The 16,849-nt window shown below is 72.8% G+C and carries 10 protein-coding genes and 1 pseudogene; 10 read left to right on the top strand and 1 reads right to left on the bottom strand.

Translation table 11 applies throughout. The features are described 5' to 3' along the window. The first annotated feature begins 3 nt into the window (after positions 1–3). From ACZ7CH_RS33340 to ACZ7CH_RS33300, 9 genes are read left to right on the top strand one after another with little or no spacing between them, the layout of a single operon-like run. Positions 4–2,214: an HAD-IA family hydrolase gene (locus ACZ7CH_RS33340; protein WP_470375763.1), complete on the top strand. Its 2,211-nt coding sequence runs from the start codon at positions 4–6 to the stop codon at positions 2,212–2,214. Continuing rightward, complete coding sequence (locus ACZ7CH_RS33335) at positions 2,214–5,639, top strand: DUF4915 domain-containing protein (protein ID WP_470375762.1); 3,426 nt, start codon at positions 2,214–2,216, stop codon at positions 5,637–5,639. The genes ACZ7CH_RS33340 and ACZ7CH_RS33335 overlap by 1 nt, the downstream gene beginning before the upstream one ends. After that, complete coding sequence (locus ACZ7CH_RS33330) at positions 5,632–7,041, top strand: glycosyltransferase (RefSeq protein ID WP_360397154.1); 1,410 nt, start codon at positions 5,632–5,634, stop codon at positions 7,039–7,041. Before ACZ7CH_RS33335 ends, ACZ7CH_RS33330 begins: the two co-directional genes overlap by 8 nt. After that, the gene (locus ACZ7CH_RS33325; RefSeq protein ID WP_470371882.1) at positions 7,041–8,015 is read left to right on the top strand and encodes an aldo/keto reductase; all 975 of its coding nucleotides are present in this window, start codon (positions 7,041–7,043) and stop codon (positions 8,013–8,015) included. The genes ACZ7CH_RS33330 and ACZ7CH_RS33325 overlap by 1 nt, the downstream gene beginning before the upstream one ends. Continuing rightward, positions 8,012–9,580 (top strand): alpha-amylase family glycosyl hydrolase, encoded by a 1,569-nt coding sequence (locus ACZ7CH_RS33320; RefSeq protein ID WP_470375761.1) that lies wholly within the window; start codon positions 8,012–8,014, stop codon positions 9,578–9,580. The genes ACZ7CH_RS33325 and ACZ7CH_RS33320 overlap by 4 nt, the downstream gene beginning before the upstream one ends. Further along, positions 9,577–10,830, top strand: coding sequence for an FAD-binding protein (locus ACZ7CH_RS33315; RefSeq protein ID WP_470371884.1), 1,254 nt, complete (start codon positions 9,577–9,579; stop codon positions 10,828–10,830). Before ACZ7CH_RS33320 ends, ACZ7CH_RS33315 begins: the two co-directional genes overlap by 4 nt. Beyond that, a complete protein-coding gene (cysC, locus tag ACZ7CH_RS33310) occupies positions 10,827–11,396 on the top strand; it encodes an adenylyl-sulfate kinase (RefSeq protein ID WP_360397150.1) in 570 nt (189 codons plus the stop codon). Before ACZ7CH_RS33315 ends, cysC begins: the two co-directional genes overlap by 4 nt. Next, on the top strand, positions 11,393–12,319 hold the full coding sequence (gene cysD / locus ACZ7CH_RS33305) for a sulfate adenylyltransferase subunit CysD (protein WP_360397149.1): 927 nt from the start codon (positions 11,393–11,395) through the stop codon (positions 12,317–12,319). Before cysC ends, cysD begins: the two co-directional genes overlap by 4 nt. Then, positions 12,319–13,548, top strand: a complete 1,230-nt coding sequence (locus tag ACZ7CH_RS33300; RefSeq protein WP_470375760.1) for a sulfate adenylyltransferase subunit 1 — start codon at positions 12,319–12,321, stop codon at positions 13,546–13,548. Before cysD ends, ACZ7CH_RS33300 begins: the two co-directional genes overlap by 1 nt. A gap of 16 nt (positions 13,549–13,564) precedes the next feature. Here ACZ7CH_RS33300 and ACZ7CH_RS33295 read toward each other — a convergent pair whose 3' ends face one another. Further along, a complete protein-coding gene (locus ACZ7CH_RS33295) occupies positions 13,565–16,459 on the bottom strand; it encodes an AfsR/SARP family transcriptional regulator (protein WP_470375759.1) in 2,895 nt (964 codons plus the stop codon). Between the two features lie 201 nt (positions 16,460–16,660). Here ACZ7CH_RS33295 and ACZ7CH_RS33290 point away from each other — a divergent pair. Then, positions 16,661–16,849 (top strand): annotated as a pseudogene (locus ACZ7CH_RS33290) (helix-turn-helix transcriptional regulator); the annotation flags it as partial.

Here is a 16,849-nt window from a genome sequence, read left to right as displayed (position 1 = left end):
GCCGTGTTCGAGGCGGTGCTCTTCGACATGGACGGGGTGCTGGTCGACACCGAGGCGTCGGTCGCCGACTTCTGGCAGGACCTGGCGCGCTCGCACGGGTTCTCGATCAGCGCGGCGGACCTGGACCGGCACGTGTACGGGCGCAGCGCGCTGCACACGTTGCGCGAGCTCTTCCCGATGATCCCGGCGGAGCGCCACCCCGAGGTCTACGAGCTGATGCGGGTCAACAACGAGACCCTGCACTACTCCACGATCCCCGGTGTCCTGCCGCTGCTCGGGTCGCTGCGCGCGACCAGGACGCCGGTCGCGCTGGTCACCGGTGCCGAGCCGTACAAGGCGGCGGCGGTGCTGAGGCAGCTCGGGCTGGAGTTCGACGTCACGGTCACCTCCGCCGACGTGGAGCACGGCAAGCCGGACCCGGCCTGCTACGCGCTCGCCGCGCACCGGCTCGGCGTGCCGGTCGAGCGGTGCGTCGTGTTCGAGGACGCCGACAGCGGCATCACCTCGGCGGTCGCCGCGGGCGCCACGTGCGTCGCGCTGGCACCGCCGCACCGCGAGGCCGCCGTGTGCGCGGCCGGTGCCGCCGCGGTGGTGCGCGACTTCCGGGAGGTCTCGTTCGGCGGTGGTGCCCTGCGCACGCCGGAGCGCGAGCTGCCGTTCGTGCCGGCCGACCTGTTCACGGAGCCGCGGGACCGCTGGGACGCCGCCGTCGCGGACGCGCTCGTCGGGCCGGACGAGGTGGTCTACCGCTCGCACCTGGTCGGCGCCGACCCGGCGCTCACCAGGGAGGGCGGCGGCAACTTCTCGGTCAAGGGCGTCACGCCCGACCAGTTCGGCGAGCCCACCGCGGTGCTGTGGATGAGCTCGTGGGGCTGCGACGGCGCGGTGACCACGCACGAGGACTTCCCGGTGCTGCGGCTGGACGACCTGCTGCCGGTGCTCGACGGCGGTCCGATGGACGAGCGCGAGATGGTCGACCACCTGGTCGCGAGCGGGCTGCGGCCCGGCCAGAAGCGGCCCGGCATCGAGACGCTCACGCACGCGTTCATCCCGGCCGAGCACGTCGACCACTGCCACCCGGACGCGGTCATCGCGCTCACGTCGTTCCCGGACGGCCGCAAGTACGCCGAGGAGGAGTTCGGTGAGGAGGCCATCTGGTTCGACTACCGGCAGTTCGACGTGGACGTGGCCCGCGAGCTGGGCCGCAAGATCCGGTCGAGCCCGCGGGCGCGGTTCGTCCTGCTCGCCAACCACGGCATCTTCACCTGGGCCGGCACGAGCGAGCAGTGCTACCGCAACTCGCTGGAGGCCGTCGCCCGGTCCACCGCCGCGCTGCGCCGCGCGATCAGCCGGCCGGCCGACCTCGGCGGCCAGGTCGTGCCGCGCCACGAGCACCCCGAGGACGTGCTCGTCGAGGTGCTTCCCGTGCTGCGCAAGGCGTTGGGCGGCGAGATCCTGCACGTGGACCGCAGCGAGCAGGCGGTCGCGTTCGCCTCGTCGGCCCGCGGGCCCGAGCTGAGCCAGGTGGGTCCCGGCTGCCCCGACCACGTGGTCACCGCCGGCCACCGGCCGCTCGTGCCGGCACCCGGTGAGTCCATCGAGGACGGCATCAAACGCCACCAGGAGTGGTACAACGCGGCCTTCGAGCGGTACATCTCCTTCCCCACCACCAAACGCACCGACGCACCGCACGTCGTCGTGCTGCCCGGCATCGGTGTCGTCTGCTCCGGCCCGGACGCGGCGAAGGCACGGCTGTGCGCCGACCACTTCGGACAGACGATGACCGTCATCCGCGCCGCCGACGCGGCCGGTGGCTACGTCACGCTCACCGAGGAGCAGAGCACCGCCGACGAGTACTGGCCGCTGATCCGGATGAAACCGCAGCTGGTCCCCCGCGACGGGCGGCTGGCCGGTCAGGTCGTGCTCGTCACGGGTCTGCCGGACGACGTCGCGATCGGCGTCGCGGAACGGCTCACCGCCTCCGCCGCGCACGTGGCGGTCGCGGGCCGCGACCACGACCGCATCGCCGCGGCCGTCGAGGAGATCCAGAAGCACCAGGGCGAACGCCGCGCGGTCGCGCTGCCGGGCACCGACCCCGAGCGCGAGGCAGTGCTGGCCTACGGCGGCTTCGACGTCGTCGTCGACACCGGGGACGACCCGGAGGCGATCGCCGACACCGTTCTTTCCACCACGCGAGACAGGCAGGAGTCCTGATGAGTCTCACGACCGACAGGAAGAGCACCGCGGAGCTGATCGGGCTCGACGGGCTGTTGCCCGACGGGCACCGGCTGCTGGCGTCCTGCTTCGACGCGCACCACACGATCGGCGGTGGCCTGTTCGCGATCGGCGAGGCCGTGGAGGAGATCGACCGGATCTCCAGCTCGGGCCTGTGCGCCGGCGAGGGCCTGCTGTACCGCTGCCTGTGGAGCGCCGACGGGAGCCCCGCCGAGCTCGTGGTCTACGACGAGACGGGGGTGCGCCGCTACCACCGGCTCGACAACGTCTCCACGCCGCACGACATCCTCGTCGTCGACGGCAACGTGCTGGTCGCCGCGACCATGCAGAACGAGGTGCAGTGCGTCGGCCCCGACGGTGAGGTGGCGTGGCGCTGGCAGGCCCCCGGCGAGGCGGACAGCTGGCACCTCAACAGCCTCGCCCGCTACGGCGACCGCACCGTCGTGTGCGGGTTCGGCGAGTTCCTGCGCCGCCGCGGCTGGGACGAGAACGGCAAGCCCGCGAGCGGCCGCGTGGTCGACCTGGAGACCGGCGAACCGGTCCTGGAGGGGCTGAAGGCACCGCACAACCCGTACTACGCCGACGGCACGTGGCTGGTCTGCGACTCCGCGACCGGTGACCTGGTCGAGATCGACGACACCGACCGCACCCAGCAGCGCAGGCTCGCCCTGCCCGGCTGGCCGCGCGGCCTGGTCGCCGCGGGCCACCACCTGTTCGTCGGCCTGAGCCCGCACCGGCACGCCGCGACCTCGGTCGAGACGGCGGCGGTCGCGGTGGTCGACCGGGCGAACTGGTCGGTCCTCGGCGTGGTGAACCTGCCCGCCCGCGAGGTCTACGCGCTGGCGCTCGCACCGGCCGCGCTCGTCGAGGGCGCGCGGCAGGGCTTCGGCGCCAACCAGACCCGCGTGCACGAGCAGGGCCAGTGGCAGATGTTCGACCGGCTCGGCGTGCGGCCCCGGCGGCTGTGGGCGGTCGGCGACCCGCTGGCCGAGGACGAGTGCCACGCCTCGATCACGCTGGACGGCCCGGTCGTCGACGACGCGGAGGCGGGTGGCCTGCTGACGCTGGACTGCCTGGTGCGCAACACCGGCGCGGGCGTGCTGACGCCGGCACCGCCGTTCCCGGTGCGCGTGGTGCACCGCTGGACCGCCGCCGACGGCAGCGAGGTGCCCACCCAGCCGATCCGGTCGGCGCTCCCCCAGTCGCTGCCGCCGGAGGCCGTCACCCGCGTGCCCGTCCGCACCCGCGTGCCGGACCTGCCGGGGCTCTACAAACTGCACGTCACGCTCGCCCAGGACAACGGCGTCCCGTTCGACCAGCTCGACCAGGACAGCGCGCTGGTGCTCGACGTCAGCGTCGTCTCCGGTCACCCCGACTACGAGGCGCTGAGCGGGTTCGGCCTGTACCCCAACGAGGTCCGCACCGCCTGCAACTCCGGCGGCACGGTGTCCGACGTCGTGCGGACGCTGCTGAGCCGCCCGACCGGCACGTACAACGGCCTCACCCTCGGCCTGGTCCAGGAGCACGGCACCGACGCGTTCGTCGAGGCCGTCGCCGCCGTGCTGCGCGGGTCCGCGTCCGCCATCGAGCACATGGTGCTGGCGGCGATCCCGGACTACGACGACGTCAAGCTCACCGGCGCCGAGGCCGTCGCGCTCGCGTTGCACCGCTGCGGCACCAGGGTCGCGTTCGCCTACGCCGGCACGTCCGAGCTGGCGCTGTGCGACGCGCTGGCGCGGGTCGGGCTGCTCGTCAACGGCCGCGGCGACCGCGAGTCGCTGTTCCAGGCCGGTGGCGCGAGCCGGCTGCAGGCGGGCACCGGTGCGGCGGTCCTGCACGGCGCGCGTGGCCTCACCAACGCGCTGGGTGCGCTGGCGGACCTGCGCCGCAACGAGATGGGCACGCTGGCCGTGGTCGGCATGCCGTCGACCGGGTCGCAGCCGTTCCTGCCGCCGCACGGCGAACCGGACCTGATCGCGGCCTCCGGGGACTTCGCCAAGTCGTGGTTCGAGCTCGGTGCCGTGCCGAAGGACGACCCGCGCGGCTACGTCGAGGAGTTCGGCACGAAGCTGTTGCAGGCCATCGACGACGTCCGCCAGGCCCCGCACGGGCCGGTGCTGTTCGCGCTGCCGCAGGACGTGGCCGAGGCGGAGTGGCTGCCGCTGACGGCGCTGCCGCTCATCCCGGTCGCCGAGCAGCCCGCGTTCGACGAGGGCGCGCTGAACCGGGCGGCCGAGCTGCTCGCGGTCGCCCGCAGGCCCGCGGTGCTGGTCGACGACTACGCGCTGACCCACCGGGGCGTGCAGGCCGTGCTGGCCGCGTTCTGCGCCCGCACCGGAGCACCGGTGCTGCAGGTGAAGTACCGCCGCGGCCCGATGCTGTTCGAACGGCTGCACACCGCGGACGTGCCGGAGTTCATCGGCTGGTACGACCCGAAGTCGCCGATGCACCGCGCGGTGCTCGACACGACCGACCTGCTGATCACGCTGGAGGACCGCAACATGTACCCGCGGGTGGTCGGCCCGCTGCCGGACTGCCCGAAGATCGCGGTGAACACGAAGCCCGCGGCCGTGGAGAAGAACGGCTACCTCGAAGCCGGTGACGTGCTGGTGGCCGGTGACGTCGTGGCCGCGCTGCGCGAGCTGACCGACGAGGCACCCGACCTCGACGGCAGCTGGTACACCGGGCTCTCCGACGAGCCCGCTCCCGCGGGGGAGACGCCGCCGGCGGAGGCCGCCGTGATCCGCACCGGGGTGGCACGGGCGATCGGCGCTGCCGCTGCGCGGTCGCGGCGCCGGGCCGTGCTGGTCGACGACAGCCAGATGTTCGGCGGCATGCTCGCCGAGGACTACGACCAGTTCCCGCACGGGCTGCGGGTGTTCGGCGGGCACGGCGGGTTCGTCGGCTGCGGCATCACGATCGCGACCGGCCTCGCGCTGGGCGAGCCGGCGGCGAAGGTGTTCTGCACCCTGGGCGACCAGGGCTTCACGAACTCGGTGCAGGGCCTCGCGGCCGCCGTGCAGGAGTCCGCGCCGGTCACGTTCATCGTGTGCAACAACGGTGGCGCGGTGTCGTTGCGCAAGCAGTCGCGGCCGTCGGGCTGGCTCGACGCGGGCCACGGCCAGTACCTCGACAACGCCGCGGGCATGCGGTACGTCGACATCGCCGAGGCGTGGGGCGTGCGCAGCTGGCGGGTGGACCTGGGCGAGTGGCTCGACCGCGACCGCAGCGCCACCCGGCTGGAGACGTTCGCGCAGGCGTTGCAGGTGGCCGCCGAGGAGACAGGGCCGACGCTGATCGAGCTGGTCCTGCCCTCCGACCCGGAGTTCTGGTCCGGCGTGTGGATCACCGAGGGCTTCGAGCAGCAGAAGAAGGCCGCACCCGAGGAGGTGGCCCGTGCATGAGGTCGCGATAGGAGCCGCACCGCTGACCCCGTACCGGGAGGTGTTCGGCGACGAACGGATGGAAGCGCTGCGGGACACCGCGGAGGAGGCGTCGAGGGCGCTGCACGGCCGGACCGTGTGGAACGTCAACTCGACGGCCGCGGGCGGCGGCGTGGCCGAGCTGCTGCACGCGCTGATGCCGCTGGCCCGCGCACTCGGGATCGACACGCGCTGGCTGGTCATCGACGGTGACGCCGAGTTCTTCGCCATCGCGAAGCGGTTGTGCACCAGGCTGTACGGCGCGCCCGGCGACTCCGAGCCGCTGGGACCGGAGCAGCTGCAGCACTACCGCGCGACGACCGAGCGGGAAGGCGGCGCGCTCGCGGCCCGGATCCGGCCGGGCGACCTGGTGGTCGTGCACGAGGCGCAGCCGGCCGGTCTGGTCGACGTCGCCCGCAGGCTCGGTGCGACGGCGGTGTGGCGCAGGCACATCGGCACGGACGAACCGAACGAGCACACCGAGGAGGGCTGGGCGTTCCTGCGCAGGTTCGTGGAGAACGCCGACGCCACGGTGTTCCTCACCCGGAACGCCTGCCCGGACTGGGCGCCGCGGCCGCACATCATCCCGCCGTCGATCGACCCGTGCGCCCCCAAGAACCTGGAGCTCACGGACGAGCAAACGCTTGCGATCCTGCGGCGCACCGAGATCGTCGCGGGCACCGCGGACCCGGTGACCATCCGTCCGCCCGTGGGCGAGCAGGTCACCGTGCGGCACAAGGCGACCATCGTCCGCGAGGTCGCGCCAACGGCCGACGTGCCGATGGTGGTGCAGGTGTCGCGGTGGGACGAGCTGAAGGACATGGCCGGGGTGCTGCGGGCGTTCCTCGACGCCGATGTCGAGAACTCCTGCCTCACGCTGGCGGGCGCGGACGTCGTCGGTGTCGCCGACGACCCGGACGCCCACCGGTTCTGGGACGAGTGCGTGGAGCAGTGGAAGGCCCTGCCGGTCGAGCACCGCCGGCGCGTCCAGCTGCTCTGCCTGCCGATGACCGACCTGCGGGAGAACGCGCTGGTGGTCAACGCGTTGCAGCGGCACGCGACCGCGGTGGTGCAGAAGAGCATCGCCGAGGGCTTCGGCCTCACCGCGACCGAGGCGATGTGGAAGGGCAAGCCGCTGGTCGCGAGCGCGGTCGGCGGGCTGCGCGAGCAGATCGTGCACGGCGAGTCCGGCCTGCTCGTCGACGACCCGCACGACCTGGCCACGACGGCGGCGCTGATCCGGCGGCTGCTCACCGACCCGGTGCTGGCGCGCCGGCTCGGTGAGGGCGCCCGGCGGCGGGTGAGCGAGTGCTACCTGCCCGACCGGCACCTGACCGACTGGGCCGGGCTCATCAGGTCCGCCGTGACCGTGGAGGTGGTGTGATGCGCGCGCTCGGAGCGAACGGGCCGGTCGTGTCCGACCTCGGCCTCGGCTGCATGGGCATGTCGCAGTTCTACGACACCTGGGACGACACCGAGTCGCTGCGCACGTTGCTGGAGGCGCTCGACCTCGGCGTCACGTTCCTGGACACCGCGGACATGTACGGCCCGTACACCAACGAGGAGCTGGTCGGCCGGGCGGTGCGCGGCCGCCGCGACGACGTCGTCATCGCGACCAAGTTCGGCAACCTCAAGAACGGCGCGGGCGACAACGTCGGCGTGAACGGCCACCCGGAGTACGTGCGCACCTCCTGCGAGGGGTCGTTGCGGCGCCTCGGGGTCGACCACATCGACCTCTACTACCAGCACCGCATCGACAAGGGCGTCCCGCTGGAGGACACCTGGGGTGCCATGGCGGAGCTGGTGCGGGAGGGCAAGGTCCGGCACCTGGGCATCTGCGAGGCAGCGCCGGCGACGGTCCGGCGGGTGCACGCCGTGCACCCGGTGACCGCGGTGCAGACCGAGTACTCGCTCGTGAGCCGCGACCCCGAGGCCGAGCTGTTCGGCGTGCTGCGGGAGCTGGGCATCGGGTTCGTCGCCTACTCGCCGCTGGGACGGGGCATGCTCACCGGCCGGTTCAGCCGGTTCGAGGACCTGCGGCCGGACGACTTCCGCCGGCAGCTCCCCCGGTTCCAGCCGGAGAACCTGGCGCACAACAACGAGGTCGTCGCGCGGGTCGCCGAGCTGGCCTGGGCCAAGGGCGTCTCGGTCGCGCAGCTCGCGATCGCGTGGGTGCTGCGCCAGGGCGTCGTCCCCATCCCCGGCACGAAGAACTCCGTGCGGCTCAAGGAGAACACCGGCGCGCTCGACGTGGAGCTGTCGGCGGACGAGCTGGCCCTGCTCGACGAGGTCGCACCGCCCGGTGCCGTGCGGGGTGACCGGTACTTCGCGGCAGGCATGACGAAGGTGGACATATGAGCGGCCAGTGGTGGCGCGACGCCGTCCTCTACCAGATCTACCCGCGCAGCTTCGCCGACTCGAACGGTGACGGCATCGGCGACCTGCCCGGCATCACCGCCCGGCTGGACCACGTGGCGCGGCTCGGTGCCGACGCGATCTGGCTCTCGCCGTTCTACCCGTCACCGCAGGCCGACTTCGGCTACGACATCAGCGACTACGAGTCGGTCGACCCCGTCTACGGGACGCTGGACGACTTCGACGCGATGGTGGCGGCGGCGCACGAGCGCGGCATCCGGGTCGTCGTCGACATCGTCATGAACCACACGTCCGACCGGCACCCGTGGTTCCTGGAGTCGCGGTCGGACCGCACGAACCCCCGGCGGGACTGGTACATCTGGGCCGACCCCGCACCGGACGGCGGCCCGCCGAACAACTGGCTCAGCGCGTTCGAGCGCTGCGGCACGGCGTGGCGGCTCGACGAGCCGACCGGGCAGTACTACCTGCACAGCTTCACGCCCGGCCAGCCCGACCTGAACTGGCGCAACCCGGACGTGCACGCGGCGATCCGCAAGGTGTGGCAGTTCTGGCTCGACCGCGGGGTGGACGGGTTCCGCATCGACGTCGCGCACCGGCTGATGAAGGACCCGCAGCTGCGCGACAACCCGCCGGAGGTCGCCCACGCGCGCCGGCACTTCACGCACCCCTCGGTGCGGCAACGCAACCTCGACCTGCCCGAGGTGCACGACGTGCTGCGCGACATGCGGGTCGTGCTCGACGGGTACGGCGACCGGTTCGCGCTGGGCGAGGTGCCGATCAGCGACGACGCCCGGCTCGCCACCTACTTCGGCGGCGACGGGATGCAGACGGCGTTCCACATCGCGTTCTGGGAGCAGCCGTGGGACGCCAGGGCGTTCCGCGCGTGCGTCGACGGGCTGATCGCCCACACCCGGACCGACGCGGTGCCCACCTACGCGTTGTCCACCCACGACATCTCGCGGACCGTGAGCCGGTACGGGGCCGAGCACGCCCCGGTCGCCGCGATGATGATGCTGACCCTGCGCGGTGTCGCCTGCGTCTACTACGGCGAGGAGATCGGCATGGCCGACGCCCCGCCCGCCCTGGAGCAGGACGTGGACGGGCGCGACGGGCAGCGCACGCCGATGCAGTGGGACGCCACCGGCGGGTTCACCACCGGTACGCCGTGGCTGCCGCTGGCCGCCGACCAGCACGTGGTCAACGTCGAGGCACAGGAGGACGACCCCGGGTCGCTGCTCAACCTGTACCGGCGGCTGATCGCCTACCGGCGCGGCAGCGAGGACCTGCTGCGCGGCGGCTACGTGTCGCTGGACAGCCCGGCGGACGTGTTCGCCTACCGGCGGGGCGACCTGCTGGTGGCGTTGAACTTCGCCGGCCACCCGGTGGCGTTCGACGTGCCCGGTGCCGCCGCCGGGCGGGTCGAGCTGTCCACCCGGACCGACCGCGAGGGCGTCGTCACGCTGCGACCGCTGGAGCTGAGCGACCACGAGGGCGTCGTGCTGAAGCTCACCGCGGGCGACCCGGCAGACGCGGAGGCGGGGCCGTGACCAGCAACTGGGCCGGTAATGTCCACTACACCGCGACCGAGTTCGTGCGGCCGGCCACCGTCGAGCAGGTGCGCAAGACCGTCGCGCACGCCGGGCGCGTGCGGGCGCTGGGCACCCGCCACTCGTTCAACGACCTGGCCGACTGCCCCGGTGTGCTGGTGTCGGTGGCCGACCTGCCGCCCGTCGTCGACGTCGACGCCACCCGTGCCACGGCGCGGGTGGCGGCCGGGCTGAGCTACGCCGAGCTGGCACCTCGGCTGGACGCGGCGGGCTTCGCGTTGCCGGCGATGGCGTCGTTGCCGCACATCAGCGTCGGCGGGGCGGTCGCGACGGCCACGCACGGCTCGGGCGTGCGCAACCAGGTGCTGTCCGCGGCGGTCCGCGAGCTCGAGCTGGTGACCGCCGACGGCGACGTCGTCGGCATCGGCCGCGACGACCCCGACTTCGCCGGCGTCGTCGTCGGGCTGGGGTCGCTGGGCGTGGTCACGCACCTGACGCTGGACCTCGTGCCGACCTACCAGGTGCGGCAACGCGTGTACGAGGGCCTGCCGCTGGAGGTGCTCGACGACCACTTCGCCGAGCTCATGTCGTGCGCGTACAGCGTGTGCCTGTTCACCGACTGGCGAGAACCGGTGCTCACGCAGGTGTGGGTGCAGGAACGCGTGGACGAGCCGGCGACGCTGCCGTCGTGGTTCACCGCCGTGCCCGCCGACGGGCCGCGGCACCCGGTCGACGGCGTGGACCCGGTCAGCTGCACCACCCAGGGCGGCGTGCCGGGGCCGTGGTTCGAACGGCTGCCGCACTTCCGCTCCGACCAGCCGCCGAGCAGCTCCGGTGACGAGCTGCAGTCCGAGTACATGATCCCGGCGACCGACGCCGTCGCCGCCCTGCGCGCGCTCGGCGAGGTGCGCGAGCGGATCCGGCCGGCGCTGCAGATCTGCGAGGTCCGCACGGCGGCGCGCGACGACTTCTGGCTGAGCACCTGCTACGGCCGCGAGACGGTGAGCATCCACTTCACGTGGACCTCCGACATGTCGGTCGTGCTGCCGGTCGTGGAGCTCGTGGAACGGCAGCTCGCGCCGTTCTCGCCACGGCCGCACTGGGCGAAGACGTCCGTGGCGACCGCCGAGTACGAGCGCATGCCGGACTTCCGGGCCTTGCTGCACCGCTACGACCCGGCCGGGAAGTTCACCAACGCCTTCACGGACCGCCACTTCACCGGTCCCGACACCTCCGGGAGGAACAGGTGACGCACGTTGCCGGCTACACGTCGCCGCTCGCCGTCAACGGCGGCGGCACCGTCTGGTTCACCGGCCTGCCCAGCGCGGGCAAGAGCACACTCAGCAGGGCGGTGGCCGACCGGTTGCCGACCGGCCGGGTCGAGCTGCTCGACGGGGACGAGGTGCGGCAGACGCTGTCCGCGGGCCTCGGCTTCTCCCGCGCCGACCGCGAGGCCAACATCGACCGCATCGGGTTCGTCGCGGACCTGCTGGCGCGCAACGGCGTGCTCGTGTTCGCCGCGGTGATCTCCCCGTTCCGCGCGGCCCGCGACCAGGTCCGCAGGCGCCATCAGGCGAGCGGCACGCCGTTCGTCGAGGTGCACGTCGCGACGCCCGTGGAGGAGTGCTCCGAACGGGACGTGAAGGGCCTGTACGCCCAGCAGCGCGCCGGCGCGATCCGCGGCCTGACCGGGGTCGACGACGTCTACGAGCCACCGCCCGCACCGGAGCTGCGGCTGGACACCCGCGGCAACACCGTGGACGACAGCGCCGACGCGGTGGTGGCCCTGCTGTGCGAGAAGGGAATGCTGCGATGACGCTGACCGCGGTGGACCACCGGCTGGGCGACCGGGAGGCCGCGCTCGCCGACCTGGAGGACGAGTCGATCCACATCCTGCGGGAGGTGGTGGCGACGTTCGACCGGCCGGTGCTGCTGTTCAGCGGCGGCAAGGACTCCATCGTCATGCTCCGGCTGGCCGAGAAGGCCTGCTGGCCGGGGAAGATCCCGTTCCCCGTCATGCACGTCGACACCGGCCACAACTTCCCCGAGGTGGTCGAGTTCCGCGACCGCAGGGTGGCCGAGCTCGGCGTCGAGCTGGTCGTGGCCTCCGTGCAGGACTCGATCGACCGCGGCCGGGTCACCGAGCAGCCCGGTCAGCTGCGCAACCCGCTGCAGACCGTGACGCTGCTCGACGCCATCGCCGGGCACCGGTTCACCGCGGTGCTCGGCGGGGCGCGGCGCGACGAGGAGAAGGCCCGCGCGAAGGAACGGGTGTTCTCGGTGCGCGACGAGTTCGGCCGGTGGGACCCGCGCAACCAGCGGCCCGAGCTGTGGGACCTCTACAACGGCCGGCACCGCGCCGGTGAGCACGTCCGGGTGTTCCCGCTGTCGAACTGGACCGAGCTCGACGTGTGGGGCTACATCCGCCGCGAGGGCATCGAGGTGCCGTCCATCTACTACGCGCACCGGCGGGAGGTCGTGCGGCGCGACGGCATGCTCATCGCCGTCACCCCGTTCACACCTCCCTTCGAGAACGAGGAGGTGTGCGTCGAGACCGTGCGCTACCGGACCGTCGGCGACACCACGTGCACCGGCGCCGTGCGCTCCGACGCGTCCACTGTGGACGAGGTGGTCGACGAGGTCGCGGCGAGCACGCTGACCGAACGCGGCGCCACCCGCGCGGACGACCGCGCCTCCGAGGCCGCCATGGAAGACCGCAAACGGGAGGGGTACTTCTGATGCCGGGACTGCTGCGGGTAGCGACGGCGGGCAGCGTCGACGACGGCAAGAGCACGCTGATCGGCCGGCTGCTGCACGACTCCAAGGCCGTGCTCGCCGACCAGCTCCAGGCCGTGACGTCGGCGAGCCGGCGCCGCGGGTACGCGGAGACCGACCTCGCGCTGCTGGTGGACGGCCTGCGCGCGGAACGGGAACAGGGCATCACGATCGACGTGGCGTACCGGTACTTCGCGACGCCGAAGCGGTCGTTCGTCCTCGCCGACACACCGGGGCACGTCCAGTACACCCGCAACATGGTGACCGGGGCGTCGACCGCCGACGTCGCCGTCGTGCTGGTGGACGCGCGGACCGGCCTGACCGAGCAGTCCCGGCGGCACACCGCCATCGCGGGCCTGCTCGGCATCCGGCACGTGGTGCTGGCGGTGAACAAGATGGACCTGGCCGGCTACCGCGAGGACGTGTTCGACGAGGTGGTCGCCGAGTTCGCGCGGGTCTGCGACAGCTCGTGGACCGCGATCCCGATCTCGGCGCTGCGCGGCGACAACGTGGTGACCCCGTCGGACGAGACCCCCTGGTACGGCGGCGTTCCGCTGCTCGCGCACCTGGAGGACCTGGTGCTGCCGCCGGCGCCCTCACCCGGTGGCCGGTTCGCGGTGCAGCTGGTGATCCGGCCGCGCACGCCGGAGCACCGCGACTTCCGCGGCTACGGCGGGCGGGTCGCCTCCGGCACGCTGCACGTCGGCGACCCGGTGGTGGTGCAGCCCGGCGGCTGGCAGACCACGATCACCGCGATCGACACCTACGACGGGCCGCTGTCCTGCGCCACGACCGGCCAGTCCGTCGTGGTCAGCATCGCCGACGACCTCGACGCCGGCCGCGGCGCGATGATCAGCACCGGTACGCCCGGCACCGTCACCTCCGCGGTGGCGGCGACCGTGTGCTGGATGACCGGCACCCCGTTGGAACCGGGCGCGCGGTACGTCGTGCGGCACACCACCAGCGAGTCGCGGGCCGTCGTCGAGGCGGTGGAGAGCCGGCTGAACGTGAGCACGTTCGGCTCCGAGCCCGCGGAGTCGCTGGCGCTCAACGACATCGGCGCGATCCGGCTGCGGTTCGCCGACCCGCTGGTGGCGGACCGGTACCGCGACAGCCGTGCCACCGGCGGGTTCGTGCTGGTCGAGGAGGGCAGCGGCGGCACGGCGGCGGTCGGGCTGATCGAGGCGGTGTGACCTGCGGCGGGGCCGGTCAGCTGACGGCGGCCAGCCCCTGCCGCACCACCGCCGCCTCCGGCACGCCCATCTCCTCGAAGTGCCGCAACGCGATCCGCCAGCGCTCCGCCGCACCACCGGTGTCGGACCGGTCGGCCAGCACCCGCGCGGCACCGTCGAGGGCACGGGCGATCTCCACCCGGAACCCGGTGTCCTCGGCGAGCCTGCGGGCCCGGTCGTGCCGTTCCAGCGCCACGTCCAGCTCGCCGCGGTCGTAGTGCACGCGCCCGAGCAGGTTCGCCGCCCACGCCGCCTGGGCCTGGTTCCCCTGGGACCGCAACAACGCCGAGGCGTACGACCCGAGCTCCCCCGCCTCGTCGAGGCTGCCCTCGCGCCGGCACACGTCGGCGTAGCGGGCGAGCACGATGCCCTCGTCGCCGGGCGAGGCGCTGTCCTTCGCCAGGCGCAGCGCGGAGTCCAGGGTGAGCCGGGCGGCGGTGAAGTCGTGCACGGCGGCCTGCGCGGAGGCGTAGTCCACCAGCACGGCCACCTCGCAGGACACGTCGAGCCGGTGCCCGTCCTCCGCGGCGGCCCGGTGGTAGGGCAACGCCTCGGTGAAGCGGCCGAACTCGTTGAGCAGCTTGCCGATCGCGGCCTCTGCTGCCCGGCGCAGCACCACGTCGCCGTCCTCCACGGCGATGGCGAGCGCCTGGTCCGCGCACTCGTGGGCCTGACCGAGCCGGCCGAAGTGCCAGTGCGGGGTGGCGAGCCGGTGCAGGACCCGTCCCTCCAGCGTCCGGTCACCGGTGGCGCGGGCGGACTCCAGCGCCTGTTCGTGCACCCACAGCATGTCCGTCATGCGCCCGCGCAGCCGCAGGTACGGGTGCAGCGCCTCGGAAAGGTGGCACACGTGCTCGTGCAGCTCGTCGGCCGCGGCACCGCGCACGGCGGCCAGCAGCCCGCCGCACTCGGCGTCGAACCACGTCACCGCGTCGTTCCTGGTGCGCAACCGGGGCAGCTGCGCGGGCGGGTACAGGTAGCGCGGCCGGGGGCGGGCCCGGCGGTGCACCAGCAGGTCGGCCGCGGCGCCGGCGGCGCAGAGCTGGTAGTCGAGCAGCCGGTGCACCGCCATCGTGCGCAGCCCCGGCGGTTCCACCCGGCCCACCAGCGAGCGGGCCAGGCTGTGCACCAGGTCGTGCAGGCCGTACCGGCCCTGCGCGAGCTGCACGACCAGCCGCACGTCCAGCAGGTCCTCCAGGACGCTCTCGGCCCTGCCCAGCGCCATGTCGGCGAGCGCCGCGACAGCGTGGACGTCGACCTCGGTCGCGGGCACCAGGCCGAGCAGCCGGAACACCCGCTGGTGGCCGGGTTCGAGCGCGTCGTAGGACAGGCCGATCGCGGCCGCGACGCTGCGGTCGCCGACCGCGAGCTCGCTCATCTTGCGCTCCTCGTCCCGCAGCCGGTCGACGAGGTAGCGGATCGTCCAGCGCTCCCGGTTGTGCAGCCGGGTGCAGGCGATCCGGATCGCGAGCGGCAGCCGGTCGCAGGCGGTGACGAGGTCGCGGGCCGCCTCGGGTTCGCGGGCGACCCGGTCGTCGCCGAGGATGCCGAGGACCAGCTCCAGCCCCTCCTCCTCGGGTGGCGGTGCGAGCGACAACGACAGCGTGCCGTCGAGACCGGTGAGCCGGGACCGGCTGGTGATCATCACGAGACCGTCGGACGACCCCGGCAGCAACGCCCTGACCTGCGCGCTGTCCACGACGTTGTCCAGCAGCACCATGATCCGCCGGCCCGCCGTGCGCATCCGCCACAGCACGGCTCGCGCGGACAGGTCGTCGGGCAGCTGGTCGCGCGGCACACCGGCCTGCCGCAGCACCGTCCCGAGCGCCTCGACCGGGTCCATGGGCTTGCGGTCGACGGCGTACCCGAGCAGGTCGACGTAGAACTGCCCGTCCGGGAAGCCGTCCGCGAGCCGGTGCGCCATGTGCACGAGCAGCGAGGTCTTGCCGACACCGGCCATCCCGTCGACCGCGACGATCATCAGCCCCCGGCCGGCCCTGCCGCCGACGAACTCGCTGATCCGCCGCTGTTCGTCCACCCGGCCCACGAAGTCGGTCATGTCGTACGGCAACGCCTGCGGCACCGCCGTCTCCTGCGGCGCGTGCACGGCGGTGTCGAGCTCCGGCTCGTTGCGCAGGATGCGTTCGTGCAGCTGCATCAGCTCCGGACCGGGGTCGATGCCCAGCTCGTCCGCGAGCAGCCGGCGCCCCTGCTCGTAGACCCGCAGGGCGTCCGCCTGCCGGCCCGACCGGTACAGCGCGAGCATCAGCTGGCCGCGGGTGGTCTCGCGCAGCGGGTGCTCGTCCAGCAGCGCGCGCAGGTCGGCGACGAGCTCCCGTGCCGCGCCCAGCTCCAGCCTGGTCTCCATCAGCTGGTCGGCGGCGGCGATCCGGCGTTCGTCGAGCACCGCCACGGCCGCGCGGACGACCGGGCTGTCGATGCCCGCGAGCGCAGGGCCGCGCCACAGCGACAGCGCGGCGGTCAGGTGCTCGATCACCCCGGCGGCGTCCTCTGCCTCGCGGGCCTGCCGCACCCGCAGGTCGAACAGCCCGAGATCGGTCTGGGTGTCCTGCACCACCGCCCGGTAGCCGGCGCCGTCGGTGACGATCAGCCCCGCACCGCCCGGCAGCCGCCTGCGCAGGTCCGCGACGATCTTGCGGACCTGGGTCGCCGCGGTCATCGGCGGCTGCTCACCCCAGGCGGCCTCGACGAGCCGCTCGACCATGACCGCACGGTTGCGCTCCAGCAGCAACACCGCGAGAACGCATTCGGCACGTGCACCGCCCAACGGGATCCTCGACCCGCCCGACCACGCCTCGAAGGCGCCGAGCACACGAAATTCCACACCCGCCCCCATGTCAGCGGTGATCATTCCACTTCACCCAGAATGCCGACCCAGCGCACCGCCTGTGCTGGATTCAGCTTCATTAGTTCCTTTTAAACACGGAAGTGGAATATTCACCCGTACATACCAGCCACGAGTTGCACAGCGTGAGGGGAGCCAAAACGGAATCGATGCGGTACACCGGACCGGCATTCTGTCGACAACCGACGACTCGGGGGTCTGGTCTGCATGGATTCCTTAACGCAACGGCAACTCGGCTTGCTGTTCCGGAAATACCGAACAGATAGGCGCCTCACGCAACGCCAATTGGCGAAACTGTCGGGCGTCAGCGTGCGCACGATTAGGGACATCGAGCTCGGCAGCTCCCAGCAACCCCGCAGGGAGACCGTGCGGCTCATGGCCAATGCGCTGGGACTG

The organism is Lentzea sp. NPDC037011 (assembly GCF_055607425.1).
The sequence above is the reverse complement of the archived record's forward strand: the minus strand, read 5'-3'. Positions and strand labels throughout refer to the sequence as shown.

Coding starts and splice junctions, on each gene's coding strand:
- ACZ7CH_RS33295 (WP_470375759.1), bottom strand. CDS start 16,459: ATGATCACCGCTGACATGGGGGCGGGTGTGGAATTTCGTGTGCTCGGC.
- ACZ7CH_RS33325 (WP_470371882.1), top strand. CDS start 7,041: ATGCGCGCGCTCGGAGCGAACGGGCCGGTCGTGTCCGACCTCGGCCTC.
- cysD (WP_360397149.1), top strand. CDS start 11,393: ATGACGCTGACCGCGGTGGACCACCGGCTGGGCGACCGGGAGGCCGCG.
- ACZ7CH_RS33335 (WP_470375762.1), top strand. CDS start 2,214: ATGAGTCTCACGACCGACAGGAAGAGCACCGCGGAGCTGATCGGGCTC.
- ACZ7CH_RS33300 (WP_470375760.1), top strand. CDS start 12,319: ATGCCGGGACTGCTGCGGGTAGCGACGGCGGGCAGCGTCGACGACGGC.
- ACZ7CH_RS33320 (WP_470375761.1), top strand. CDS start 8,012: ATGAGCGGCCAGTGGTGGCGCGACGCCGTCCTCTACCAGATCTACCCG.